The organism is Nonomuraea composti, assembly GCF_012034275.1.
Lineage (GTDB): Bacteria > Actinomycetota > Actinomycetes > Streptosporangiales > Streptosporangiaceae > Nonomuraea > Nonomuraea composti.
In genome coordinates this window covers 146,977-171,811 of record NZ_JAATEP010000006.1, presented here as the reverse complement: position 1 = coordinate 171,811, position 24,835 = coordinate 146,977, and the positions used below count along the sequence as shown (strand labels likewise).

The following is a 24,835-nucleotide window of genomic DNA, read 5'->3' as shown; positions in this document are numbered from 1 at the left end:
ATCGGCTTGGGACCCATGTCATCAAGAACCCGCGAAAACCCGCGTAACCGCCACCTTTACACGATTTTTCGGTCGCCCCCCGCACCGCAGAAGGGCGGCCACCCCGTCCGGAGTGGCCGCCCTCAGCGGTGCTCAGCCGATGCGCTGCTCAGCCGATGTGGTGCTCAGCCGATGCGCTGCTCAGCTGATGTGCGGTGCTCAGCCGATCAGGTAACGCAACGCCTTGCGCAGGGTCGCGCTCCGCTCGGCCGCGCTGCCGACCTGCTCCAGCCCGAACCCGAGCAGCACCGTGTCCTTCGTGGCCACGCCCGCCGTGGTGTCGGCCTGGTCGCGGACGAAGTCGCCGGCGCCAGTGGGGCTGCCCGCCGGCGGGCCGGGGATGGCCCACGCGCCGAGCCCGGTCTCGAAGCCCTCGGACTCGGTGGCGGTGCCGCCCACGAGCAGGCGGGTGTCGTCCACGAACGCGCCCACCCCGCCGGTGCCGGGGTCGGTCACGTAGCTGATCGACACCTCGACCTGCCGGCCCGCGTACGCGGACAGGTCGAAGGCCACCTGCTGCCAGCCGCCCGAGTTCCCCGTGAACCGGTTCCAGGACCCGCTGGTCCCGGTGCCCGTGCAGGGGTTGCCCGCCGTCAGGTAGTGCAGCAGCCACGGGTGCTCGGCCAGGAGGAACCCGGCCTCGCACTCGGTCGGGACGCCCGTGTCCGTGCGGCCGTTGAGGTCCGGCAGCGTGGTCCAGTCGTCCTGCCCGACGGTGTGGGCCTCGACGATGACGTTGTCATAGCCGGGCTCGGTGTCGTAGGAGAGCTGGAAGGCCAGCTGCGGCTGCTGCGCCGCCGTCACGGAGCCCAGGTTGATCGTCCTGGTCAGCCGCATGTACGAGTCGTCGGCGTGCGGCCCGGCCACGTACCACTGCCCCTCGATCGGGTCGAACGGCCCCGGGGTGCCGAGCTGGTAGTCGGCCGCCGGCGTGCCGGTGAACCGCGGGAAGTCCGTCCCCATGGGTTGCAGGACGCCGGCCTCGTTCAGCGGGTTGGCCGCCAGCGCGGGGCCGCCGAACGTGCCGTTGGCCCCGGCCAGCGGGCCGGCGCCGGTGAAGCCGCTGGGGTTGGCGCGCGGGATGCGCCCGGCGACGCCCATGTAGTACTGGGTGAAGTCGTCGGCCAGCAGCAGGCACTCGTCGAACAGGCCCTGGACGGTGGTGACCACGCAGTCGGCGTCGGGGGCGCCGTCGAGGCCGTAGTAGATGCCGCCGATGATGGTGTCGAGAATGCCGTAGTACGCGGCGGTCTCGCCGGTGTAGACGAGCTTGCCGCCCTCGTTCAGGTAGTCGCGGACGGAGATGGTCAGGTCCTGCTGCGACCGCTTGACGTCGGCGTCGGGCAGGTCGCCGAGCGGCGTGACGGTGACGACGTCCTGCTGGTCCATGGACAGCCGGTTGTCGCCCAGCTCCCACACCACGCCCTTGAAGTGCGACAGCACGCCGAGGTGGTGCGGCACGCCCTGGGCGTCCACGTCCCACGTCTCGGAGCCGTAGCCGGCCGCCTTCAGCGCCTGCTGGTAGGTGGCGGTGTACTTGGGCGCGGTCGCGGTGCCGGTCGAGCCGTGGTTGAAGCCCGTGTAGTCCTCGTTGGCCAGCACCAGCACCTTGGCCTTGGAGTTCTTGGCCAGGGTGTAGGTGAAGCGGCTGCTGGACACGGTGCCGGTGCCGGCCTTCCAGCCGGTGAACCAGACCTCCACCTTGTCGCCGGGTTTCGCCCCGCTCACGGTGCCCCGGTACTCGGCGAAGTACAGGTCGTTCTCGCCGCCGTACCGCTCGCCGCCCTTCCACTCGCTCACGGACCTGGTCTGGGTCGGGCCGCCGTTGATCCGGTAGCGCAGCGCCTTGGCGCCCAGCGAGCGGCGCGCGATGACCGCGACCGGCTGCGGGTCGCCGTAGGAGACGCTGAAGGAGTCCGGCCGGAAGTCGGGCACGGTGCGCCCGACGACGGAGACCGGCTTGTCCGGCGTGTGCACGGTCTTGGCGGCGGCCACCGCCAGCGGGACGTTGCGCAGGAACTCGTCCTGGATCAGCGCCTCGCTGTCGGGGAAGGTGAAGCCGAGCCCGCCGGTGCAGTCGTCCAGCGTCCACTCGTCGTTCGGGTCCCGCTGGACCGCGTCCTCACAGGTGGACATCTCGGGCGTGATGGACATGACGCCGCGCAGGTTCGTCATGTGGCCGTCGGTCTCGCCGTTGGTCGTGTAGAGCTCGGCGCCGATGTCGGGGTCGTAGCCCGGTACGGCCGGGTGCGCGTCGTCGCCCAGCATCGCCTCGAAGATCAGGTCGTCCGGGGACGGGGTGGCCTGCTGCCAGCCGATCCCGTACAGGAGCAGCATGGCGGCCGAGTGGTAGTTCAGCAGGTACGTGAACTTCACCCGCTTGGTCAGGTTGTCGAACGCCACCGTCTCCGGCTCCGACTGCGCGGACGCGCCCCGGTAGGTCTGGCTGGAGAACAGGCTCGACGAGCCCTCGTCGTCGTAACGCCACTTGTAGGCGAAGTTGCGGTTGAGGTCGACGCCGTCGTTGCCGGTGATCTGGCCGTCGCCGTCGTTGTCACGCAGGTTCTTGCGCCACAGGCGGTTGTCGGGGGTGAAGGTGTAGTCGTAGCCGTCGGGGTTGGCGACCGGCATGAACCACAGCTCGGTCGTGTTGACGAGCTGCGTCAGCTCGGCGTTGGACCCATAGCCGTCGAGGTAGTGGTGCAGCAGCCGCCGGATCATCTCAGGGGTGATCCACTCGCGGGCGTGCTGGGCCGCCATGTAGAGCATGGCCGGGCGCCGGCCGTCGGGCAGGCTCCTGGCGTCCTTGGTCACCTTGATCGCGGTGATCGGCGTGCCGTTGAGGCTGTTGCCGATGTTGACGACCTTGGCGATGCCGGGCTTGGCGTTGGCCGCCGCGATGATCTCCTCGCGGATGCCGCCCGCGCCCGCGTACTTCTTGAAGACCCCGTCGCCCTTCTGCGCCAGCCTGGCGGCGCTCGCCCGCTGGGCCTTGAGCGCGACACCCTGCTTGGCGAGCGAGTCGGCCAGCGTCGAGGCGAGGATGACCTCGATCGTCACCTTGCCGTCCGCCCGCTTGACGACCCGCATCTCCTCCCGGTCCACGCCGGCGGCCATCAGCTTGGCGAGCTGGTCGGCGGTGAGCTCGCCGGTATAGACGAAGACCCCGTCCTGGCCCGCCGCCGGTTTCGGCTTCGCCGAGGCGGGCGGGATTGCGAAGGAGCCGAGTAAGAGGAGTGTGCTCGCTAACATGATCAACGTGCGCTTCATCGCGCCTCCGAGAAGAAGCCCCCGAATGCCGCTAGGGATGTGCCCGCAATGTCCGTGTTTGCGGGGGTGCTTGTCAATCACCGCGGCCACATCCGGTCAAAGTTCAACCAGACCGCGATCGGCGACGAATGACCACGCGAACGGCCGGCATTGCGCGCGTCACGGCGAGGTGGCGGTGAGGCGGCGGAGCGTCCCCCTGGAAGGCCGGCGACGCGCGGCGGCGGGTGGGGTGCCGGCGGCTGTGCCGTAAAAGAAGCCGGGCCCCGCACCGACAACGGGCCTGAAAGCGAGAGCGGGCCGCTCCCCGTGAGGAGCGGCCCGCCTGCACAAAACGCGTCAGTCGTTCAGGTGCTGGCGCAGGTAGGACTCGACGGCGTCGATGGAGATGCGCTCCTGGGCCATCGTGTCGCGCTCGCGGATCGTCACCGCCTGGTCCTCAAGGGTGTCGAAGTCGACCGTGATGCAGAACGGCGTGCCGATCTCGTCCTGGCGCCGGTAGCGGCGGCCGATCGCGCCCGCGTCGTCGAACTCGACGTTCCAGCGGCGGCGCAGCTGCGCGGCCAGGTCGCGGGCCTTCGGCGACAGGTCGGCGTTGCGCGAGAGCGGCAGCACCGCGGCCTTGACCGGCGCGAGCCGGTGGTCGAGCCGCATGACCGTGCGCTTCTCGGGCACGCCCTTCGCGTTGGGCGCCTCGTCCTCGGTGTACGCGTCGAGCAGGAACGTCAGCGTGGCCCGGTCGACGCCGGCCGCCGGCTCGATGACGTAGGGGACGTAGCGCTCCCCGCTCTCCTGCTCGAAGAAGCTCAGGTCGACGCCCGACGCCTTGGAGTGCGAGGTCAGGTCGAAGTCGGTGCGGTTGGCGATGCCTTCGAGCTCACCCCACTCGGAGCCGGCGAAGTTGAAGCGGTACTCGATGTCGACCGTGCGCTTGGAGTAGTGGGACAGTTTGTCCTTGGGGTGCTCGTACAGGCGCAGGTTGTCCTTGTTGATGCCCAGGTCGGAGTACCAGCGGAAGCGCTCGTCGATCCAGTACTGGTGCCACTCCTCGTCGGTGCCGGGCTTGACGAAGAACTCCATCTCCATCTGCTCGAACTCGCGGGTGCGGAAGATGAAGTTGCCGGGCGTGATCTCGTTGCGGAACGACTTGCCCTGCTGGCCGATGCCGAACGGGATCTTCTTGCGCGCCGACTGCTGCACGTTGAGGTAGTTGATGAAGATGCCCTGCGCGGTCTCGGGCCGCAGGTAGGCCAGGCCCGACTCGTCCTCGACGGGGCCGAGGTAGGTCTTGAGCAGGCCGCTGAACTGCCGGGGCTCGGTGAAGGTGCCCTTGTTGCCGCAGTTGGGGCAGGTGATGTCGGTCAGGCCGCCCTCGGGCGACTTGCCGTTCTTCTCCTCGTACGCCTCGATCAGGTGATCGGCGCGGAAGCGCTTGTGGCAGGACAGGCATTCGGTCAGCGGGTCGGTGAACGTCTCGACGTGGCCGCTGGCCCGCCAGACCTCGGGCGCCAGGATGACGCAGGAGTCGAGGCCCACCACGTCGTCGCGCGACTGGACCATCGACAGCCACCACTGCCGCTTGACGTTGTTCTTCAGCTCGACGCCCAGTGGACCGTAGTCCCACGACGCGCGCAGTCCGCCGTAGATCTCGCTCGACGGGTAGACGAGCCCGCGGCGCTTGGCGAGGCTGACGATGGTGTCCATGACGTCGGTGCGTCGTGCCATTTTGGTTGATTCTCTTTCCGGCTGGAGGTCGGCGAGGGAAATTGGTGAGATCCCAGCTTAGGGGACAGGCACCCGCTCTCGCGCGCGAGTAATGCTACGCCTCGTCGCGGGTGTAGACGTCCTCGAACGCACTGGGCTCGTTCAGCATCAGGATCATCAGCGGATACATCACCATCCGGGCGGCCGACAGCGCCCTGCGGTAGAAGCCCGCACCCTCCCATTCCGTGACCAGCGCCCACAGATTGGGCTCGTCGACCGAGCGGGCCAGCCGGCCCCGCTGGTAGCCGGGCTGGCCGGCGAACGTGTCGAGGATGGCGTGGCCCTGCTTGACGAAGTCTTGTGACTGGGACTCTGGAACGGTGTATCGGATCACGGCGAGCACCCGACCAGCCTAAAGGTGCAGGAGGGCCGCCAGGGTGCGGAGCGGCGACAGCGGTACGGCCGATTCCCGTAGGCTCTGGGGCGTGGCCCCTGACAACAAGCGACCCCAGGGCGGCAGGCAGCCCCAGGGCGAGCAGTTCTTCACGCCGGGCGCGACCGGCCTGCGCAAGGCGGTCGAGCGGCGCAGCGCGGTGCCGATGACGTTCCTGTTCACGCAGGTGCCCCGGTGGGTGGCGCCGGCCCTGCTGGTGATCCTGCTGCTGGTGGGGTTCGCCGTCGCCAATCCGCTGGGGGGCGTGGCCGTGTTGCCGGTGCTCGCCTTCGTGGGGTGGCTGGCCTACCTGTCGTGGCCGTCCCTGAGCGTGGGCGGGAAGGTGTTGCGGGTCGCCATGCTGACCTTTCTGGTGCTGCTGGTGGCGACCCGCTTCGGGGCGTTCTAGAGCCTGCTATGGCAGGAGCGTGTAGCTGGGGAAGTTGCCCGGGAGGCGTTCGCCGTCCTGGCCGGTGGTGGCGGCGCGGACGAGCAGGTCGCCGCCGACGAACGCGCCGCGCCACGACGCGCCGAGCCCGCCGAACAGCTCCTCGCGGTCCCCTCGGGAGCGGGGCCGGTTGTGACCGACCTTGAAGGCCCGCACCTCGGGGGCGAGGCGGGCGAAGGTCTCCTCCGACTCGCACGACAGCGTGGCCACCAGGGCGCCGTTGCTGGCGTTCATGGCGGCCAGCAGCTCCGCCTCCGTGTCCACCAGGACGATCGTGTCCACGGGGCCGAAGGGCTCGGCGTGGTGGAGGGGGGAGGACGGCGGCGGGTTGAGCAGGGCCGTGGGGGCGAAGTAGGCGGAGGTGTCCTGGCCGGGCAGGAAGTGCCCGGAGTCGAGGGACGCGCGGTGGATCGGCACGCCGCCCCTCGTGATGGCCTCGTCCACCTGGTCGGCCAGTTCCTTGGCCTTGGAGGCGTTGATGAGCGGGCCGAAGTCGAGTGCGGGCAGGGGGTCGTCGGGGTCGGCCACGGCCAGGGGGTGGCCGAAGCGCAGGGAGCCGACGGCCTCCAGGTAGGCGGCCAGGAAGTCGTGGAACAGGGCGCGCTGCACGACGAAGCGCGGGTAGGCGGTGCAGCGCTGCTTGGCGTAGTCGAAGGAGCCCCGGAGCTGGCGGGCCAGGAGGTCCCAGTCGCCGTACTCCCAGACGCCCCAGCAGTTGAGGCCCTCCTGCTCCAGGACGTGGCGCCGGCCGAGGTCGGCCAGCGAGGTGGCCACCTTCCCTCCGGCGTCCCGGCCGCCGACGAACGACACGCAGCCGAGCGAGCCGGAGCCGACGAGCACCGGTGACAGCTCCGCCCCTCCCCCGCTGACCAGCGTGAACGGCAGCCCTTCCCGGACGGCGAGCGCGCAGGCGAGGGTGAGGCAGCACAGGCCGCCGTCGGTGGGCGTCTTGGCGATGACCGCGTTGCCGGCCAGCGCCTGCACGAGCATGGCGTGCATGAGCACGCTCATCGGGTAGTTCCAGCTCGCGATGTTGCTGACCGGCCCTGGCAGCGGCGTGCGGCCGTCCACCATGCGGTCGATCTCGTCGATGTACCAGCGCACGCCGTCCAGGCAGCGGTCCACGTCCGCGCAGGCCGTCTTCCACGGCTTGCCGATCTCCCAGACGAGCAGCAGGGCCAGCAGGTCGCGGTGCGCGGCCATGGCTTCCACGGCCGCGGCCACCATGGCCTTGCGTTCGGCGAGCGGCAGGTGGCGCCAGCGCTGGTGCTCCTCGACCGCGCCGGCCACCGCGCGTCCGGCGCCGGCCCGGTCGAGCCTGGGCAGGCCGGCGATGGCGGTGCCGTCGAGCGGCGAGAATCCGGGCACCGGCCGGCCGTCGCGGTGCCAGATGCCGCCCCAGTGGTTCAGCACGCGGTCGTCGTGGAAGGCTTCAGGGGCCGCGGAACAGCAGCGCTCGTAGGCGTCCTGCCAGGACGTGCCGGGCTTGAGCCGCATGTCCATCCTCCTCAGTCGCATCTAGTCGGACTCGATCAGATCGCGGTCGCATCCGGGTCGGATCTCAGTCGGACCAGTCGGCGGTGATGAGCTCGGGCAGCGGCTCGAACTCCTTGACGGCCTCCAGTGAGGGGCCCATGGCGGCGTTGGCCTCGCGCTCGACCATCACCTCCACGAGCACCGGCAGCCTCTTGCTCGCCGCCTCCGCGCTGGCCCAGGCCAGCGCGTCGCGGATGTCGCCGGGCAGCTCCACCCGCCGCGCCGGGCAGCCGAACGCCTCCATGGCCTTGACATGGTCGATGCCGCCCTCCCCGTAGTGCAGGTCGACGGCGTAGTTCATGCCGTACGGGAGCTCCGCCTGCCTGATCAGCCCCAGGTACTCGTTGTTGATCATGACGATGACGAACGGGACGCGGTACTGGGCGGCGACGGCCACCTCCTCCATCAGGAACTGGAAGGAGTAGTCGCCGACCACGGCCACGACCTGCCGCTCGGGGTGGGCGAGCTTGACCCCCATGGCGGCCGGCACCTCCCAGCCCAGCGGCCCCGCCTGCCCGCAGACGAGGTAGCGGCGCGGCAGGTAGGTGGTCTGGAACTGGCCGGACCAGATCTGGTAGAGCCCGATGGCGGTGACGAACGTGGTGTCGCGCGGGAAGTACTCGTTGATCTCCCTGAACACCCTGGGCGGCTTGATCGGCACGTCGTCGAAGTCGTCGCGGCGGCCCATGGTGCCGCGCAGCTCGGCGACCCGGCGCGGCCATTTGCCGGGCTCCCGTGGCCCGCCGCGGCGGCGGGCCTCGTCGCGCAGCTCGGCCAGCACGGGGCGGGCGTGCCCGAGCACGCCCAGGTCGGGCTCGAAGACCCGGCCGATCTGCAGGGGGTCGATGTCCACGTGCACGAACGTGCGGCCGCGCCGGTAGACGTCGAGGTCGCCGGTGTGCCGGTCGCCGAAGCGGGCGCCCACGGCGAGCACCAGGTCGCTCTCCAGGAACGCGGCGTTGCCCCACCGCGTCTGCGTCTGGATGCCGGCCATCCCGGCGAACAGCGGGTGGTCCTCGGGGAAGGCGCCCTTGCCCATGAGCGTCACCTGCACCGGGACCTGGAGGTGCTCGGCCAGCGCCCGCAGCTCGCCGGTCGCGTCGCCGATGATCACGCCGCCGCCGGCCAGGATGATCGGCCGGCGCGCCTCCTCCAGCAGGTCCATGGCCGCGCGCACGGCCTTGGGCAGCGGCTTCGGCACCTCGACGGGCAGCGGCGCGTCGAGGTCCGGGTCGTAGCGGCAGGAGCCTCGGGCCACGTCGAGCGGCAGGTCGATGAGCACCGGGCCCGGCCGTCCCGAGCGGGCGATCCTGAACGCCTCACGGAACACCCACGGCGCCTGCGCGGGCTCCTTGAGCTGCACCGCCCACTTGGTGACCGGCTTGGCGATCTCCACGATGTCGACCGCCTGGAACGCCTCCTGGTGCAGCTTGGAGGTCACGGCCTGGCCGGTGACGCAGATCATGGGGATCGAGTCGGCCAGCGCGGTGTAGAGGCCGGTGATCATGTTGGTGCCGGCGGGGCCGCTGGTGCCGATGCAGACGCCGACGTTCCCGGTGACCCTGGCCCATCCGTCGGCCGCGTGGGTGCCGCCCTCCTCGTGGCGGACGGTGATGTGCCGGATCGAGCTGTTCCGCAGCGCGGCGTAGAGGGGCAGGATCGCGGCGCCGGGGATGCCGAAGACGGTGTCCACGCCCTCCGACTCCAGCACCTTGACCACGGCCTCCATACAGGGAACCTTGTTCACGCGTTCAGCCTTTCGATCACCTTCAGCAGGGCGGAGTGGTCGAGCGCGCCGTGGCCCTGCGCCCTGGCCGCGGCCACGAGCTGGGCGACCTGCCCGGTGAGCGGCAGGCTGACGCCCGCCTCCCGGGCGGCGGCCAGGGCGATGCCCATGTCCTTGTGGTGCAGGTCGATGCGGAAGCCGGGGGCGAACTCCCGCTTGACCATGGTGTGCCGCTTGAGCTCCAGGATCCGGGAGCCGGCCAGGCCGCCGGCCAGCACGTCCAGGCCCGGCGCCGGGTCCACGCCGGACGCCTCCAGCAGCACGATCGCCTCCGAGACGAGCCCGTAGATGCCGCCGACGACGAGCTGGTTGGCGGCCTTGACGGTCTGGCCCGCGCCGGCCGGGCCGACGTGCACGACGGTGACGCCGAGGCGGTCCAGGACGGGCCTGGCCGCCTCGACGTCCTCCGGCGCGCCGCCGACCATGATCGACAGGGTGCCGTCGATCGCGCCGCGCTCGCCGCCGCTCACGGGGGCGTCCAGGGCCCGTACGCCGGCCGCCGCGGCCTGCCGGGCGACCCACCGGGAGGTCTCGGGCTTGATCGTGCTCATGTCGATGTAGAGCAGGTTCGGCTTGCCGTACTCGATGACGAGCGGCGCCACCTCCTCCACCTGCGGCGAGTCGGGCAGCATCGTGATCACGACGTCGGCGCCGGCGACCGCGTCCACCACGCCGGTGGCGGCCTTGCCGCCGAGGGCGGTGAGCTGTTCGAGGCGCTCGGCGCTCACGTCATACCCGGTCACGACATATCCGGCTTTGAGGAGGTTGGCGGCCATCGGGCTGCCCATGATCCCCAAGCCCACGAACCCGATGTTCATCCTTGCCTCCAGTCGGCGAACCCGCCGATCATCCCTGCCTCCAGTCGAACGCGCCCGGCCCCTCGTGCCGGTACTCCAGGCCCACGTGACCGCGGTAACCCGCCGCCTCCAGGCGCGCGAAGATCTCCTCGTACGGCATCCCGCCGCTCCCCGGCCGCCCCCTGCCGGGATCGTCGGCGATCTGCACGTGCCCGAACCGGCCCGCGTGCCGGTCGATGAGCGCCAGCACGTTCTCGCCCATCCGGTGCAGGTGGTAGAGGTCGGCGAGGAAGGCCACGTTGTCCCGGTCCACCTGGTCGATGAGGTCGAACGCCGCGCCCGCCGAGGTGATCGGGTAGAGCGGGTTCTCGTGGGAGTTGAGCGCCTCGACGACGACGGTCGCGCCGATGGTCCTGGCCGCGTCGGCCGCCCTGCGCAGGTTCGCCACGGCCAGCTCCCTGTCGGTGCCGGGGCCGTTGCCGTACAGGGCGTTCAGCACGGGGCAGCCGAGCTCGCCGGCGAGCTGGACGGCGACGTCGATGTTGGCCTGGAAGCGGGCCGAGCCCTCGGGCCGGGCGAGCAGGCCGCGCTCGCCCGCCGCCATGTCGCCGGCGTCGAAGTTGAGGCCGACCAGGCGCACCCCGGCGTCCTCGACGGCCTGGCGCAGCTCCGCGAGCGCCGCCCCGCCGGGGTCGGGCGAGTCGAACGGCCACCACAGCTCCACCGCGTCGAACCCGCACTTGGCCGCCGCGGCCGGCCGCTCCAGCAGCGGCAGGCCGGTGAAGAGAATCGACAGGTTGACGTCGAACCTCAGGGCGCCCGTCCTCATGTCGCCGCCCTCGACAGGACCGAGCGCATCAGGCGGGCGGTCTCGGACGGCGTCCTGCCCACGCGGACGCCGACCGCCTCCAGCGCCTCCTTCTTGGCCTGCGCGGTGCCCGACGAGCCGGACACGATCGCGCCCGCGTGCCCCATCGTCTTGCCCTCCGGCGCGGTGAAGCCCGCCACGTAGGCCACGACCGGTTTGGTGACGTTCGCGGCGATGTAGGCGGCGGCCCGCTCCTCGGCGTCGCCGCCGATCTCGCCGATCATCACGATCGCATCGGTGCCCGGGTCGTCCTGGAACGCGCGCAGGCAGTCGATGTGCGTCGTGCCGATGACCGGGTCGCCGCCGATCCCGACGGCGGTGGAGAAGCCGAGGTCGCGCAGCTCGTACATGAGCTGGTAGGTCAGCGTGCCCGACTTCGAGACCAGCCCGATGCGGCCCGCGGAGGTGATGTCGGCGGGGATGATGCCGGCCGAGGACTGGCCGGGGCTGATCAGGCCCGGGCAGTTCGGCCCGATGATCCTGGTCCGGCCGTTCGCCAGGGCGCGGAAGCGCACGGCGTCGTGCACCGGCACGCCCTCCGTGATCACCACGCAGAGCGGCACCTCCGCCTGCACGGCCTCCTCCACGGCCGCGGCGGTGAAGCGCGGCGGCACGAAGACCACCGACACGTCGGCGCCCGTCTCCGACACCGCCTCGGCCACCGAGCCGAACACCGGCACCTCGCGCTCCCCGAAGTCCACGGAGCGGCCGCCCTTGCCCGGCGTCACCCCGGCCACGATGTCCGTGCCGGCGGCGAGCATGCGGGCCGTGTGGCGGGTGCCCTCCGCGCCCGTCATGCCCTGGACGAGTACCCGGCTGTCCTTGGTCAGAAAGATCGCCATCTACGCACCTGCCGCGAGTCTGGCCGCCATCTCGGCGGCGCCGTCCATGGTCGCTACCTGGCGGACCGCCGGGTGGCGGGCGTCGCTCAGGATGCGCCGGCCCACCTCGGCGTTGTTGCCGTCCAGCCGGACGACGATGGGCCTGCGGTGGCCGCGCTCGCCGAGGAGCTCCAGCGCGGTCACGATGCCGTTGGCGACCGCGTCGCAGGCCGTGATGCCGCCGAAGACGTTGACCAGCACCGAGCGCACGCCGGGGTCGGCCAGGATGATCTCCAGCCCGTCGGCCATCACCTGGGCGGAGGCGCCGCCGCCGATGTCGAGGAAGTTGGCCGGGCCGGCGCCGGCTCCCGCCACCACGTCGAGCGTGCTCATCACGAGCCCGGCGCCGTTGCCGATCACACCCACGGTGCCGTCCAGCTTGACGTAGTTGAGCCCCTTGGCCCGGGCGCGGTCCTCCAAGCTGTCCGTACGCTCGCCGTAGTCGTCCCAGCCGTGGCGGAAGGCGGCGTTGTCGTCGAGGGTGACCTTGCCGTCGAGCGCCACGATCCGCTGGTCGGTGGTGCAGATCAGCGGGTTCACCTCGACGAGCAGGGCGTCCTCCGCGACGAGCACCCGCCACAGCTTCTCCAGTACCGGGGCCGCCTGCTCGGGCAGGCCCGCCTTGGCCGCCAGCAGCTTGGCGGTGTCGGCGTCCACGCCCGTCACGGGATCGATCGGCAGCTTCACCAGGGCGTCGGGGTCGGTGGCCGCCAGTTCCTCGATCTCCATGCCGCCCTGGCTCGACACCATCGCCAGGAACCCGCCCTCGGCGCGGTCCACCAGGAAGGCCGCGTAGTACTCCTCGAACGGCACGGTCGCGGCCTCCACCAGCACGCGGCGCGCGATGTGCCCCTTGATGTCCATTCCGATGACGCGATCGGCCTCCGCCTCGGCCGCGACCGGCCCCGCCGCCGGTCTGATCCCGCCCGCCTTGCCCCGCCCGCCGGTCTTCACCTGGGCCTTGATGACTACGGGCGCGCCCAGCCCGGCCGCGATCTCGCGGGCCTCGGCCGGTGTGGCCGCGGTCCGGCCCGCCGGAACCGGGATCCCGTGACACCCGAAGAGCTCCTTTGCCTGGTACTCGTACAGGTCCATTCGAGCCTCCTTTGTAGACGGTATACCGTATGGAGTATCCTTCGTCTAGGGTCTCGACAGGGGTCTGCATAGCGGGATATTCCATACAGTATGGAGAATGCAGTTAGGGACTGGCGGGGGCGGTCGTACCGTCCCGGGCCCGTCCCCGCCGACCGCACCCGCATGTTCCGGCTGGCCCTGGCCGCCATGGCGGCGATCAGCCCGCTCCAGTACGGCTACGCCGCCCTGCACGCCCGGCATGCGTCCGGGCTGACCCTGCTCGCCGTCTGGATCGCCTGCCAGGCAGCGGGCGCCCTGCCCGCGCTCCACCTCGTCCGGCGGCGGCGGCTCGGCGTGCGCGCCTGCCTCGCGGCCGGCGCCGCCCTGAGCGGCCTCGGCCTGCTCACAGCCGGTCTGACGCCCGCCGGCGCGCCCGCCCTCGTTGGCTACGCCGTGCTCGGCGGGCTCGGCGCCGGGCTCGTCTACGGGGTGTGCGGCGAGGTCGTCTCCTCCTGGTACCCGGAGCGCCCGGCCGCCCGCGTCGGCCTCATCACCGGGGCCTTCGGGTACGGCGCGGTGCCCCTGCTGCTCTGGGCCGGCATCGCGCCCGGCACGACCTCGGCCGCCTTCCTCGTGTGCGCCGCGCTGGCCACGGCCGTCATCGCCACCGCCGCCCGGCACCTCCGGCTCCCGCCCGCCCAGTGGTGGCCCGACGACGTGGATCCGCGCACGCACGCCCTCGACGCCGCCCGGCTGCGCACGTCCCCCGAGGCGGTCAAGCAGTTCGGGCTCGCGCAGGCGCTGCGCACGCGCACGCTGCCGGCGCTCGCGCTCATGCTGGTGTGCGCGGGGGCGGTGTCGGTGTTCGACGTGATCGCGGTGGCGAGCACGGGCGCGTGGGGGGCGCTGGCCCTGCTGGTGGCGCTGAACGGCGCGGGCCGGTCGGTGGCCATGCGGGCGGCGGACCGGTACGGCCGCCGCCGCGTCCTGGCCGCCGTCTTCAGCGCACTGGCGGCCGGCCAGGTCCTGCTGGCGGTGGCCGTCCAGAGCGCGGTGGGCAGTCCCCTGCTGTGGCTCGGGGCCGTGGCGGCCGGGCTGGGCGGTGGGGCGTTCTATCCGCTGCTCGCCAGCCTCGTCCGTGAGCTGTTCGGCACCGAGCGCGCCACCGAGATCCACGCGGTCGTCTACAGCGCCAAGGCCGTGGCGGGCGGGCTGGCCGTCGCCCTGGCCCTCACCGCGCTGACCGCCCCCGGCGCGGCCCTCCTGGCGGCGGCGGCGCTGGCGGCGCTGCCCGCCCTGGCCACCCCTCGCCTGCGCATCCCCGGCCTGCCGGCCACGATCCCGCTGTGACACCGAGCCCGGCCGTGGCGCCACGCCCTGTAACACCAGTGGGCGTGGCGCGACGCTCTGTGACGAGACTCACGGCCGAACAGAACCCCCAGACGGTATGCTGTAGGCAGTCGACCAAAAACCGTAAGCACCTCTACCTGGAGACGTGACATGTTGCTGTCGGATCAGGCCGGTCAGACGGCGGCCGCACCGAAGATTCCCCGCCCCGCCACGCTCAGGGAGAGTGTGATCGAGGCTATCCAAGAGCTCATCGTCTCCGGCCAGCTCAAGCCCGGTCAGCACCTCGTCGAGAGCGAGCTGGCCGAGCTGCTCGGCGTCTCCAGGCAGCCCGTACGCGAGGCGCTCCAGCAGCTCAGCGGCGAGGGCTGGGTCGATCTCCACCCGGGCCAGGGCGCGTTCGTGCACGTCCCGACCGTGGAGGAGGCCGATCAGCTCCTCGCGGTCCGCACGCTGCTGGAGACGGAGTCGGCCCGGCTCGCCGCGCAGCACGCCGGCGAGGAGGGGGTGAAGCGGTTGCGCGCCCTGTGCGACAGAGGCATCGCCGCGGTGCGGTCCGACGACGTCGAGGGCGCCGTGGCGACCAACTCCGAGCTGCACAGCCTGGTGACGGCCCTGTCGGGCAACAAGGTGCTGGCCGAGCTGGCCGCCCAGGTGGCCAGGCGGGTGCGGTGGTACCACACGCCGGTGGCCCGCCAGCGCGGCATGGCGTCATGGGAGGAGCACCAGGCGCTGATCGACGCCATCGAGGCCGGCGATGAGCGCCGGGCGGCGAAGATCATGCGGGAGCACACCGAGCACACCCGCGCCTCCTACATGGAGCAGCGGGAGAACGAGCCGGTGGAGCCCGCGCCCAAGCCGGTCCGCCGGCGCCGGCCCCGTCAGCTCGGTTGACGTGACGTTCACAGGAATCCACATGCTCCGAAACACCTCGGGTAGAGGGTGGGAGCCATACCGATCGGAGGTGTACGACCCATGAAGGCGTTGTTGCGCTTTCTCCTCGGTGATCCCCCGGGCCAGGCGGCCGACGGCGGGGCCATCGGCATCGGCCTGAGCGCGGCGCTCAGGAAGCACTACTCGGCCGACGACGCGGACCGCTACCTGCGCGAGTGGAGCACCCGGCAGGAGCGCGAGGTCCGCGAGCGGCACTGACAGCGAGCAGCACTGACATAGCGGCACTGAGAAGCTGAACGGCTGGGGCCGCGGCAGGGGGGCGGCCACCCGTGAGCAGCCACCGGCCCCCGCGCGCGGCCGGGTCAGCGATCCGCGGTTTCCGGCTCCTCCACCTTCTTCTTGGCGTCACGAGCCGACTTCATCAGGCTGAGCACCGTGGTGACGGCGAGCGTCCCGAGGATGACCCCGAGGGACACCAGGATCGGGATCTCCGGCGCCCACGAGACCCCGTCGTGGTGCAGGGCCTCCAGGATGAGCTTCACCCCGATGAACGCCAGCACCACCGACAGTCCCTTGCTCAGGTAGACCAGCCGGTCGAGCAGGCCCCCGATGAGGAAGAAGAGCTGCCGCAGCCCCATGAGGGCGAAGGCGTTGGCGGTGAACACGAGGTAGGGCTCCTTGGTGAGCCCGAAGATGGCCGGGATCGAGTCGAGCGCGAACAGCAGGTCGGTGGTCCCGATGGCGACCATCACGATCAGCATCGGGGTGACCATCCGGCGCCCGTGGTGCACGGTGAGCCGGGCGCCGTGGTAGGTGTCGGTCGTCGGCAGCACCCTGCGTACGGTGCGCAGGGCGATGTTCTCGGAGAACTCCGCCTCCTCGTCCTCGTGCCCGATGAGCTTCCACGCGGTGTAGACGAGGAAGGCGCCGAACACGTAGAAGAGCCAGTCGAACCTGGCGACGGCCTCGGCGCCGGCGGCGATGAAGCCGCCGCGCATGACCAGCGCCAGGATGATGCCGATGAGCAGCACCTTCTGGCGGTACTGCCGCGGCACCTGGAACCTGCTCATGATCAGCAGGAAGACGAAGAGGTTGTCCACGCTGAGCGAGTACTCGGTGATCCAGCCGGCGAAGAACTCCCCGCCGTGCGCGGGCCCGGACAGGACGAGCAGGCCGACGCCGAACGCGACGGCCAGGCCCACGTAGAACGAGACCCAGCCGACGCACTCCTTGAAGCTGGGCTCGTGCGGGTTGCGGGCCACGAGCCAGAAGTCGAGCGCGAGCACCACGCAGAAGCCGCCGATGGTGGCGGCCCAGATCCAGAACGGCAGCTCCATCGCCGGAACCATCTATCTGCCCTCCTTTCTGGCGCTCTTGCGGGCGCGCACGATCCGGGCGAAGCGCAGGTACTTCTGGAGCAGCTCGCCGGCGAGCGGGTTGTCCCCGGCCCGGCGCACCAGCCATTGCGGCATGATCCGCTCGTGCATCCACAGGAAGCCGATCGCGAAGCCGAGGGAGATCATCGCCTGGTAGGCCAGGAACGGCCCCGCGCCCTCGGCGAGGCCGCCGGTCGGTACGAGGATCTCCTGGGCCAGCCGCGACACCGGGAAGGCGGCCATCCAGTACAGGCCGATGGGGCCGAAGGTGCCCGGGCGGAAGACGCCGTGGCCGAGCAGCATGCCGTACAGGCCGCCGAACAGGGCCAGCGGCGTGGCCAGGGCCAGCGCCGCCAGGCCCGCCATGCCGGCGGACTGCCCCGCGAGGAGGGTCAGCCCACCGGCCATGGCTCCGGCGACGGCTCCGATCGACGCCCCTGGCAGGGCGAGTTCGAGGCTGTGCCGTCCCGTCATCAGCCCACGACCACGCCGTAGGCGAACAGGCTGTAGAACAGCATCCCCAGGTAGAACACCGCGCCGAAGCCGATGATCAGGTTGGACCACCACCTGGGCCTGATCGGTTTGGGCAGCATGCGGTTGTTCACCAGGAGCAGGGTCACGCAGTACGCGCCCATCGCGAACGTCGACAGGAACGCCAGCGTGTCCAGGATCCCGCTGGGACCGTCGGCGGGGCCGAACAGCAGGATCAGGATGCCGAAGATGATCACGCCCCAGAGGAAGACGGCGTACAGCTTGGACATGCCGAGCTTCTTGGCCCCGGGGATGAAGTTGTAGGTCATGTCCGCCTGGCCGCGGGAGAACGAGTCGAACAGGCCCAGCGTGGCGTTCAGGCCGATCAGCGCGATGAACCCGAGGAACACGACCCCGAGAACCGAGCTGCCCGCCGAGGAGACGGCGTTCGACATCGCGGTCAGCGCCACCTCCCGGTCGTCGCCCTGAATGGCCGTCCGCACCGCCGGGTCGATCCGCACCGCGGCCTGCGCGATCACCGTGAAGGAGATCGTGACCAGCATCGTGATGCCCCAGAAGAGCAGCAGCGCGTCGAAGGTGACCCAGCGCCGCCAGCCCTTCCACTTGGCCATCTCGGCCGGGTCCTCGGTGTCGAACATGAACCCGCGGTTGGGCCGCTCCTCCTCCTCGCCCGCGTGGCGCAGCCCGCGGATCTTCGGCTGGTGCACGCCCATGCCGGCCCCGGAGTCACGCAGGTGCAGGGTGTACCACATCTGCTGCATGCCGGAGGGGCCGGCGAAGGCGCAGGCGCCGACGATGACCGGGAACCAGGCGGCCGACATGGCCTCCGGCGGCAGGTAACCGAAGGAGAACATGCCGCTGATCGTGGTGACCACGTCGCCCCAGGAGCCCACCATGGCGGCGACCACGGCGGTGCCGAGCACGAGCGCCCCGATGAGCAGGGAGAGCACGTTCTCCAGCAGGTTGTAGATCACCTTGGCGAGGGTGAAGACCACGCCGACGAGGATCAACCCGGCGATCGCGGTCACCACCCAGGGGATGCCGGTGATCTCCTCGAACGCCGCCGCGCCCGCCGACAGGTGTCCCGGCCAGATGTAGACGGCGATCGCCACGATGAAGAAGAACCACATCAGCGGCTTGAACACCCGGGCCGCGCCGGAGAAGATGCTCTCCCCCGTGGCCATGGCGTACCGGGCCATCTCCAGCATCACCACGGCCTGGAGGGTGACGCCGATCAGGAACAGCCATCTGATCTCGGGCCCGAACAGCAGCACCAGCCGCGGCCACATGTACGACTCGCCCATGCCCACGCCCAGGGCGACGAGGAACACCGTCGGCCCGAGAATGTGCACCGAGGGAGGCGCGTCGGGGAGCTTCCTGATGGGCATCGGCTCGAGCCGGCCCGCTTTCCATACTCGTTGATCCTCGACCGGCGGCGTGGCCGTCGCCGGTGGTGTGTTCGATGTGTCCACCTACGGACCTCCTGGGGGGTTGTTGCCTTCCTCTGCGCCCCGAATTGCCCCCTCGCCTGGCGCTGCTGTGGCTCGGCTCTTAGCCCAGCAGCCCGGCCGCCCTGGCCCAGCGGTACTTCGCACCGAGGACCGCCACGGGCTTTTCCGTCGTGTACGGGTACGCGACCACGCCGTGCTCGAACAGGTACTCGCTGGCCTCCTCAACCTCGGTGTCGCCGGCCAGTGACGCCACGACCGGCTTGATGTTGCCCTTCGCCCGCTCCTCCGCCACGACGCGCGCGATGAGCTCGGCGAAGACCATCGGCGGCGTCACGATCGTGTGCCAGTAGCCCAGGACCAGCGCGTGGATGCGCTCGTCGGCCAGGCCGAGGCGGACCGTGTTCTCGTAGGTCGAGGGTGGCTCGCCGCCGGTGATGTCGATGGGGTTGCCCGCCGCGCCGAACGGCGGGATGTACGCGCGGAACGCCTGGTCCAGGTCCTCGGGGATGTCCATGAGGGTCAGCCCGGCGTCCACGATGGCGTCGGACAGCAGCACGCCGGAGCCGCCCGCGCCGGTGATGATGACGACGTTCTCGCCCTTGGGCGCCGGCAGGATCGGCAGCGCGCGGGCGTACTCCAGCATGTCGTTGAGTCCGGGGGCGCGCACGACGCCGGCCTGGCGCAGGATGTCGTCGTAGACCTTGTCGTCGCCGGCGAGGGCGCCGGTGTGCGAGCCGGCGGCGCGCGCGCCCATGGCGGTGCGCCCGGCCTTGAGCACGATGACCGGCTTCTCCTTGACCACGCGGCGGGCGGCCTCGACGAAGCCGCGCCCGTCCTTGAGGTCTTCGAGGTGCATGGCGACGGCCTTGGTGTTGTCGTCCTGCTCGAAGAAGGTGAGCAGGTCGTCCTCGTCCACGTCGGCCTTGTTGCCGACGCCGACGATGGCGGAGACGCCCATCTTGGTGGTGCGGCTGAAGCCGAGGATGGCCATGCCGATGCCGCCGCTCTGGGAGGTCAGGGCCACGCTGCCGCGCACGTCGTACGGGGTGCAGAAGGTCGCGCAGAGGTTCTCCGGCGTGTAGTAGTAGCCGTAGATGTTGGGCCCGAGCATGCGCACGCCGTGCCGGCGGGCGATCTCGACGATCTCCTTCTGGCCCTCGACGTTCCCGGTCTCGGCGAACCCGGAAGGGATCATGACGGCGCCGGCGACGCCTTTCTCGCCGACCTCCTCCAGCGCGGGCGCGACGAACTTGGCGGGGATCGCGAAGACGGCCACGTCCACCTCGCCGGGCACGTCCGCGACGCTCTTGTACGCCTTGAGCCCCATGATCTCGTCGGCCTTGGGGTTGATCGGGTAGATCTGCCCCTGGTAGCCGCCGTTGATGAGGTTCTTCATGACCGAGTTGCCGATCTTGCCGGTCTCGGCGGAGGCGCCGATGACGGCGACGGCGCGCGGCTTGAAGATGCGGTTCATCTGCCGCAGGATCTCCTCGCGCGGCAGCCGCTCGATCTCGGCGGGCGGCTCGCCGATGAGGATGCGCACGTCGGCGGCGACGGCGCCGTTGGCGTCGGCGAAGACGGGGTTGAGGTCGACCTCGGTGATCTCGGGGTGGTCGGTGACGAGCCTGCCGACGCGCTCGATCAGCGCCGCCAGTGCCTGCCTGTTCGCGGGCTCGGCCCCACGGGCACCACGCAGAACCTCGGCCGCTCTGATGTCGTCCAGCATCCTGAGCGCATCATCACCCGAAACCGGGGCAAGCCGGAAGGTCACGTCCTTGAGTACTTCGACCAGGACACCGCCGAGGCCGAACGCGATCACCTTGCCGAAGGTCGGGTCGGTGACCGCGCCCACGATGACCTCGTGGCCGCCGCCGACGAGCTGCTGCACCTGGATGCCGTCGATCCTCGCGCCGGGGTTGTGGGCGCGGGCGTTGGCCAGGATCGTCTCGTAGCCGGCCCGTACCTCCTCCTCGGTCTTCAGGCCGACCAGCACGCCGCCGGCGTCGGTCTTGTGCAGGATGTCCGGCGAGACGATCTTCAGGACGACCGGCAGCCCGATCTCCCCCGCCAGCCGCGCCGCCTCGTCGGCCGAGCCGGCCAGGCCCTCGCCCGGGGTGGCGATGCCGTACTCCTGGCACAGCTCCCGCCCCTCGGGGGCGGTCAGTGCGGTGCGCCCCTCGGCGAGCGCTTTCTCGATGACTTCCCTGGCGCCCACTTAGATGACTCCGTTCGTCTTCAGCTCCGCCAGCTCGTCCGCGCTCACGCCGAGCTCGCCGTAGATCTCCTGGTTGTGCTCGCCCAGCAGGGGCGGCGTGCGCACCTCGACCGGCGAGTCCGACAGCTGCAGCGGGCTGCCCACGGTCACGAACTCGCCGCGCGTCGGATGCTCGACCTTGACGACGATGCCCTCCTCGCGCAGGCTCTCGTCCTCCACCAGCTCCTTCGTGGACAGGATCGGCCCGCACGGGATGTTCTCGGCGTTGAGCCGGTCCAGCACCGCCCACTTGTCGTGCTGGATCGTCCACTCCTCGATGAGCTGGAACATCTTGTCCAGCTTCGGCAGCCGCGCCTCCGGCGTCGCCCACTCGGGGTCGTCGGCCAGCTCGGGGCGGCCGATGATGCTCGCGATCGGCTTCCATCCGACCGGCTGCACGATGACGTAGATGTAGTCGTTCGGGCCGCCGGGTGCGCAGCGCACCGCCCAGCCCGGCTGGCCGCCGCCGCTGGCGTTGCCCGAGCGCGGCACCTCGTCCCCGAACGTCTTGTTCGGGTACTCGCGCAGCGGCCCGTGCGCCAGGCGCTGCTGGTCGCGCAGCTTCACGCGGCACAGGTTCAGCACGGCGTGCTGCATGGCCACCTGCACGCGCTGCCCGCGCCCCGACTGCTCGCGCTGGTAGAGGGCCGCCAGGATGCCGGCCACCGCGTGGATGCCGGTGCCCGAGTCGCCGATCTGCGCGCCCGTCGCCAGCGGCGGGCCCTCCTCGAAGCCCGTCGTGCTCATCGAGCCGCCCATCGCCTGGGCGATCACCTCGTACGCCTTGAACTTGGCGTACCTGCCCGGGCCGAAGCCCTTGATCGAGGCGTAGATGAGGCGCGGGTTCAGCTCCTGGAGCCGCTCCCAGGGGAAGCCCATGCGGTCGACCGCTCCCGGCCCGAAGTTCTCCACCAGGATGTCGGCGCTCTTCACCAGCTCGGTGAAGATCTCCTTGCCGCGCTCGCTCTTCATGTTGAGGGTGATGCTGCGCTTGTTGCAGTTGAGCATCGTGAAGTAGAGGCTGTCGACGTCGGGCAGGTCGCGGAGCTGCTGCCGGGTGATGTCGCCGGTGGGGGCCTCCAGCTTGACCACGTCGGCGCCCAGCCAGGCGAGCAGCTGGGTGGCCGACGGGCCGGACTGGACATGGGTCATGTCGAGGACGCGGACACCTTCGAGAGCCTTCATCTCTGCGTTTCCCCTACTTGTACATGGTCTGGTTCATGGTTCCGGGGGCGTACACCTCTGGGTCGACCCAGACGTTGATCAGCGACGGCTTGCCCGACTGGCGGGCCCGCTCCAGCGCGGGCCGGATCTCGGCCGGGTCGCGGACCTCCTCGCCGTAGCCGCCGAGCAGCTTGGCGAACTCGCCGTAGCGGATGTCGCCGAGCGTGTTGCCGACGCGGGCGCGGTCCTGGCCGTACTTGGCGGCCTGGCCGTAGCGGATCTGGTTCATCGAGGAGTTGTTGCCGATGACGCCGATGAACGGCAGGTCGAAGCGGACCATCGTCTCGAAGTCCCAGCCCGTCAGGCTGAAGGCGCCGTCGCCGAACAGGCACAGCACCTCCTTGTCGCGCCGCGCCTGCTTGGCGGCCATCGCGAACGCCATGCCGACGCCGAGCGTGCCGAGCGGGCCCGGGTCCATCCAGTGGCCGGGCGACTTGGGCTGCACGACCTGGCCGGAGAAGGTGACGATGTCGCCGCCGTCGCCGATGTAGATGGTGTCCTCGGTCAGGAACTCGTTGATCTCGTGGACGAGCCGGTAGGGGTCGATGGGCTGGGCGCCGGACAGCTGGCGGGGCAGGCGCTTCTCGTACGCCTGCGTCTCGACGTTGCGCAGCTCCTCCAGCCACTCCTTGCGCCGGGCCGCGCCGTTCTCGATGCGGCCGCTGGCGGCCTGCGCGGCGGCCGACAGGATGAGGCCGGCGTCGCCGACGATGCCGAGGTCGATGTCGCGGTTCTTGCCGACCGTGCGGTAGTCGAGGTCGATCTGGACGACCTTCGCCGTCGGCGACAGGCGCTTGCCGTAACCCATCCGGAAGTCGAACGGCGTGCCGACGATGATGATGAGGTCGGCCTCGGTGAAGGCGTACCGGCGGCTGAGCTGGAAGTGGTGCGGGTCGCCGGGCGGGAGCGTGCCGCGGCCCGAGCCGTTCATGTACGCCGGCACGTTCAGCGAGCGGACGAAGTCGATGGCCGCGTCGGTCGCCCGGCACGTCCAGACCTGGCTGCCGAGCAGGATGCACGGCTTCTCGGCGTGCGCGAGCAGGTCGGCCAGCCGCTCGATGGCCTCCGGGTCGCCCTGCTGGCGGGTGGAGGCCCGGTAGTGGCCGGCCTTGGGGATGCGGGCCTTCTCGAGGGGCACCTTCGCGTCGAGCACGTCGCGCGGGATCTCCAGGAACGAGGGCCCGGGCGCGCCGTGGTAGCACTCGCGGAAGGCCATCGACACGATGTCGGCCACCCGCTCCGTGCTGGGCACCGTGGCCGCGAACTTGGTGATCGGGGTCATCATGTCCACGTGCGGCAGGTCCTGCAGCGAGCCCATCTTGTGCTGGCTCAGGGCGCCCTGGCCGCCGATGAGCAACATCGGGCTCTCCGCGCGGAAGGCGTTGGCCACGCCGGTCACTGCGTCGGTCGTGCCCGGGCCCGCCGTGACCACCGCGCAGCCCGGCTTGCCGGTGATGCGCGCGTAGCCGTCGGCGGCGTGCGCGGCGACCTGCTCGTGGCGTACGTCGATGACCTCGATGCCCTCATCGACGCAGCCGTCGTAGATATCGATGATGTGGCCGCCGCAGAGCGTGTAGATCACGTCCACGCCCTCGGCCTTGAGTGCCTTGGCTACGAGATGACCACCGGAGATCGTTTCCGACATCATGCCACCCTTTCCCGGGGACGAAATGCTGTCTTCCGCATACTGCATACCGTATGAACGCAATGGTTACCCCCTCACCACGAGCCTGTCTAGACCCCGGGGGGCAACTCGATCAGTTCGACCTGCTCGCCGGCCCAGCCCGCCGGCACCACCGCGAGGGCGTCGGCCAGCGCCGCTCCCCACAGCGAGCCGGGCCGGTCGTGCCCCACCGGGACCGCGCCCCGCGCCGACCTCCTGACCGGCACCAGCCGGGTGTCCCTGGGGTGCGTGCGCACCGGCCCGGCCAGGGCGCTGGTCTCCCTGGGGGCGGGCGTGCCGGCCAGCTCGCGCAGGACGGGGGCGAGCAGGGTGAGCGCGGCGGCCAGGGCCGCGAACGGGTTGCCCGGCAGGCCCACGAGGAGCCGCCCGCCGGGCAGGCGGGCCAGGAGCTGCGGGTGGCCGGGGCGCACGGCGACGCCGTCCACCAGCACGTCGGCGCCCAGGTCGCCGAGCACGGCCCGCAGGTGGTCGGCGGGCCCCTGGGAGGAGGCGCCGCACACCACCACGACATCTCCCGGCGAACCCAGCGCGGCGTGCAGCGCTTCCGGGCCGTCCGGCAGCGTGATCACCTCGGTGACGCGCCCGCCGGCCCACCGCACGAGCCCCGGCAGGAACGGCCCGATCGCGTCGCGCACCCGCCCCGGGCCCGGCAGCCCCTCCGGCACCACCTCGTCGCCCGTCACGAGCACCGCCACCTGGGGGCGCGGCCGTACCGGCAGCGTGTCGTGACCCAGGGCGGCGGCCAGGCCGAGCGCGACCGGCGTCACCACCGCGCCCGCCCCGAGGACGACCGTGCCCTCGGGGATGTCCTCGCCGCGCCGCCGCACGTGCCGGCCCGGCTCGGCGGCGCCGTCCACCCGTCCGGCATCGATGGAGGCCAGCTCCCAGGGCAGCACCGACGACGTCCCCTCGGGGACGGGCGCGCCGGTGGCGATCTCCACCGCCTCCCCCGCCCGCAGCGGGCCCGCGTGCGGCGCTCCCCCGGCGAGCACCCGCCCGAGCACCCGCCACGGCCCCGGGCCCGAGACGGCGTAGCCGTCCATCGCCGCGACGTCCACGCCGGGCACCGGCACCAGGGCCCGCAGCGGCGCCGCCAGCCGGCACCCGAGCGCGTCCTGGAGCGGCACCTCCCTGGGCTTCAAGGGGCAGGCGGCCCCGGCCGCCAGGGCCCGCGCGGAGCCCCATGACATCGCTTCCACCACTGGTCCATGCCTCAGAACGGCCACCGGCACACTCCTTGACCCGTGTTTTTCCATACTGTATACGGGATACACGATCCG

Annotated in this window: 20 protein-coding genes; 4 read left to right on the top strand and 16 right to left on the bottom strand. The window is 71.0% G+C overall.

Annotation, left to right across the window (positions count from 1 at the left end; translation table 11 throughout):
• Positions 1–198 precede the first annotated feature (198 nt).
• From HCN51_RS11210 to HCN51_RS11200, 3 genes are all read right to left on the bottom strand, one after another.
• On the bottom strand, positions 199–3,309 hold the full coding sequence (locus tag HCN51_RS11210) for a M14 family metallopeptidase (RefSeq protein WP_206066845.1): 3,111 nt from the start codon (positions 3,307–3,309) through the stop codon (positions 199–201).
• Between the two features lie 336 nt (positions 3,310–3,645).
• Positions 3,646–5,031, bottom strand: coding sequence for a glycine--tRNA ligase (locus tag HCN51_RS11205; RefSeq protein WP_206066844.1), 1,386 nt, complete (start codon positions 5,029–5,031; stop codon positions 3,646–3,648).
• A 94-nt stretch (positions 5,032–5,125) separates the two neighbouring features.
• Entirely contained in the window at positions 5,126–5,413 is a 288-nt protein-coding gene (locus HCN51_RS11200) for an antibiotic biosynthesis monooxygenase family protein (RefSeq protein WP_080041853.1), read from the bottom strand.
• 82 nt (positions 5,414–5,495) lie between these two features.
• Between HCN51_RS11200 and HCN51_RS11195 the strand changes: the two genes are divergently transcribed.
• On the top strand, positions 5,496–5,852 hold the full coding sequence (locus tag HCN51_RS11195) for a DUF6703 family protein (RefSeq protein ID WP_168009384.1): 357 nt from the start codon (positions 5,496–5,498) through the stop codon (positions 5,850–5,852).
• Between the two features lie 6 nt (positions 5,853–5,858).
• Here HCN51_RS11195 and HCN51_RS11190 read toward each other — a convergent pair whose 3' ends face one another.
• From HCN51_RS11190 to sucC, 6 genes are read right to left on the bottom strand one after another with little or no spacing between them, the layout of a single operon-like run.
• Complete coding sequence (locus tag HCN51_RS11190; protein ID WP_080041855.1) at positions 5,859–7,394, bottom strand: aldehyde dehydrogenase family protein; 1,536 nt, start codon at positions 7,392–7,394, stop codon at positions 5,859–5,861.
• A 58-nt stretch (positions 7,395–7,452) separates the two neighbouring features.
• The gene (gene gcl / locus HCN51_RS11185) at positions 7,453–9,174 is read right to left on the bottom strand and encodes a glyoxylate carboligase (RefSeq protein WP_346433606.1); all 1,722 of its coding nucleotides are present in this window, start codon (positions 9,172–9,174) and stop codon (positions 7,453–7,455) included.
• The gene (locus HCN51_RS11180; RefSeq protein WP_168009380.1) at positions 9,171–10,031 is read right to left on the bottom strand and encodes a 2-hydroxy-3-oxopropionate reductase; all 861 of its coding nucleotides are present in this window, start codon (positions 10,029–10,031) and stop codon (positions 9,171–9,173) included. Before HCN51_RS11180 ends, gcl begins: the two co-directional genes overlap by 4 nt.
• A gap of 28 nt (positions 10,032–10,059) precedes the next feature.
• A complete protein-coding gene (locus tag HCN51_RS11175; protein WP_080041858.1) occupies positions 10,060–10,839 on the bottom strand; it encodes a hydroxypyruvate isomerase family protein in 780 nt (259 codons plus the stop codon).
• Positions 10,836–11,720, bottom strand: coding sequence for a succinate--CoA ligase subunit alpha (sucD, locus tag HCN51_RS11170; RefSeq protein ID WP_168009378.1), 885 nt, complete (start codon positions 11,718–11,720; stop codon positions 10,836–10,838). The genes HCN51_RS11175 and sucD overlap by 4 nt, the downstream gene beginning before the upstream one ends.
• Complete coding sequence (gene sucC, locus HCN51_RS11165; protein ID WP_168009376.1) at positions 11,721–12,854, bottom strand: ADP-forming succinate--CoA ligase subunit beta; 1,134 nt, start codon at positions 12,852–12,854, stop codon at positions 11,721–11,723. It lies immediately after the preceding gene.
• Between the two features lie 90 nt (positions 12,855–12,944).
• On the opposite strand from sucC, the gene HCN51_RS11160 reads away from it, so the two are divergent.
• The 3 genes from HCN51_RS11160 to HCN51_RS11150 all read left to right on the top strand — a co-directional run bounded on the left by HCN51_RS11160 (position 12,945) and on the right by HCN51_RS11150 (position 15,332).
• Complete coding sequence (locus HCN51_RS11160; RefSeq protein WP_168009374.1) at positions 12,945–14,183, top strand: OFA family MFS transporter; 1,239 nt, start codon at positions 12,945–12,947, stop codon at positions 14,181–14,183.
• Positions 14,184–14,333: 150 nt separating this feature from the next.
• Positions 14,334–15,074, top strand: coding sequence for a GntR family transcriptional regulator (locus HCN51_RS11155; RefSeq protein WP_080041862.1), 741 nt, complete (start codon positions 14,334–14,336; stop codon positions 15,072–15,074).
• Between the two features lie 81 nt (positions 15,075–15,155).
• Complete coding sequence (locus HCN51_RS11150) at positions 15,156–15,332, top strand: hypothetical protein (RefSeq protein WP_155128362.1); 177 nt, start codon at positions 15,156–15,158, stop codon at positions 15,330–15,332.
• 104 nt (positions 15,333–15,436) lie between these two features.
• On the opposite strand, the gene HCN51_RS11145 is transcribed toward HCN51_RS11150, so the two are convergent.
• The 7 genes from HCN51_RS11145 to HCN51_RS11115 all read right to left on the bottom strand — a co-directional run bounded on the left by HCN51_RS11145 (position 15,437) and on the right by HCN51_RS11115 (position 24,745).
• Entirely contained in the window at positions 15,437–16,411 is a 975-nt protein-coding gene (locus HCN51_RS11145) for a TerC family protein (protein WP_168009594.1), read from the bottom strand.
• A gap of 12 nt (positions 16,412–16,423) precedes the next feature.
• Complete coding sequence (locus tag HCN51_RS11140; protein ID WP_168009372.1) at positions 16,424–16,924, bottom strand: hypothetical protein; 501 nt, start codon at positions 16,922–16,924, stop codon at positions 16,424–16,426.
• On the bottom strand, positions 16,924–18,414 hold the full coding sequence (locus HCN51_RS11135; RefSeq protein ID WP_230465485.1) for an Nramp family divalent metal transporter: 1,491 nt from the start codon (positions 18,412–18,414) through the stop codon (positions 16,924–16,926). Before HCN51_RS11135 ends, HCN51_RS11140 begins: the two co-directional genes overlap by 1 nt.
• A 79-nt stretch (positions 18,415–18,493) precedes the next feature.
• Positions 18,494–20,608, bottom strand: a complete 2,115-nt coding sequence (locus tag HCN51_RS11130) for an acetate--CoA ligase family protein (RefSeq protein ID WP_168009370.1) — start codon at positions 20,606–20,608, stop codon at positions 18,494–18,496.
• Entirely contained in the window at positions 20,609–21,832 is a 1,224-nt protein-coding gene (gene frc / locus HCN51_RS11125) for a formyl-CoA transferase (protein ID WP_168009368.1), read from the bottom strand. It abuts the gene before it with no gap.
• Positions 21,833–21,845: 13 nt separating this feature from the next.
• Positions 21,846–23,519 (bottom strand): thiamine pyrophosphate-binding protein, encoded by a 1,674-nt coding sequence (locus tag HCN51_RS11120; protein ID WP_080041867.1) that lies wholly within the window; start codon positions 23,517–23,519, stop codon positions 21,846–21,848.
• Between the two features lie 86 nt (positions 23,520–23,605).
• Positions 23,606–24,745, bottom strand: a complete 1,140-nt coding sequence (locus HCN51_RS11115) for a molybdopterin molybdotransferase MoeA (protein WP_168009366.1) — start codon at positions 24,743–24,745, stop codon at positions 23,606–23,608.
• Positions 24,746–24,835: the final 90 nt, after the last annotated feature.

What these genes read in the sequence shown, in the direction of transcription:
- HCN51_RS11180 (WP_168009380.1), bottom strand. Translation starts at nt 10,031, where the DNA reads ATGAACATCGGGTTCGTGGGCTTGGGGATCATGGGCAGCCCGATGGCC.
- frc (WP_168009368.1), bottom strand. Translation starts at nt 21,832, where the DNA reads ATGAAGGCTCTCGAAGGTGTCCGCGTCCTCGACATGACCCATGTCCAG.
- HCN51_RS11160 (WP_168009374.1), top strand. Translation starts at nt 12,945, where the DNA reads ATGGAGAATGCAGTTAGGGACTGGCGGGGGCGGTCGTACCGTCCCGGG.
- HCN51_RS11210 (WP_206066845.1), bottom strand. Translation starts at nt 3,309, where the DNA reads ATGAAGCGCACGTTGATCATGTTAGCGAGCACACTCCTCTTACTCGGC.
- HCN51_RS11190 (WP_080041855.1), bottom strand. Translation starts at nt 7,394, where the DNA reads ATGGACATGCGGCTCAAGCCCGGCACGTCCTGGCAGGACGCCTACGAG.
- HCN51_RS11120 (WP_080041867.1), bottom strand. Translation starts at nt 23,519, where the DNA reads ATGATGTCGGAAACGATCTCCGGTGGTCATCTCGTAGCCAAGGCACTC.
- HCN51_RS11140 (WP_168009372.1), bottom strand. Translation starts at nt 16,924, where the DNA reads ATGACGGGACGGCACAGCCTCGAACTCGCCCTGCCAGGGGCGTCGATC.
- HCN51_RS11150 (WP_155128362.1), top strand. Translation starts at nt 15,156, where the DNA reads ATGAAGGCGTTGTTGCGCTTTCTCCTCGGTGATCCCCCGGGCCAGGCG.
- HCN51_RS11115 (WP_168009366.1), bottom strand. Translation starts at nt 24,745, where the DNA reads ATGTCATGGGGCTCCGCGCGGGCCCTGGCGGCCGGGGCCGCCTGCCCC.
- HCN51_RS11155 (WP_080041862.1), top strand. Translation starts at nt 14,334, where the DNA reads ATGTTGCTGTCGGATCAGGCCGGTCAGACGGCGGCCGCACCGAAGATT.
- sucD (WP_168009378.1), bottom strand. Translation starts at nt 11,720, where the DNA reads ATGGCGATCTTTCTGACCAAGGACAGCCGGGTACTCGTCCAGGGCATG.
- HCN51_RS11175 (WP_080041858.1), bottom strand. Translation starts at nt 10,839, where the DNA reads ATGAGGACGGGCGCCCTGAGGTTCGACGTCAACCTGTCGATTCTCTTC.
- sucC (WP_168009376.1), bottom strand. Translation starts at nt 12,854, where the DNA reads ATGGACCTGTACGAGTACCAGGCAAAGGAGCTCTTCGGGTGTCACGGG.
- HCN51_RS11145 (WP_168009594.1), bottom strand. Translation starts at nt 16,411, where the DNA reads ATGGAGCTGCCGTTCTGGATCTGGGCCGCCACCATCGGCGGCTTCTGC.
- HCN51_RS11205 (WP_206066844.1), bottom strand. Translation starts at nt 5,031, where the DNA reads ATGGCACGACGCACCGACGTCATGGACACCATCGTCAGCCTCGCCAAG.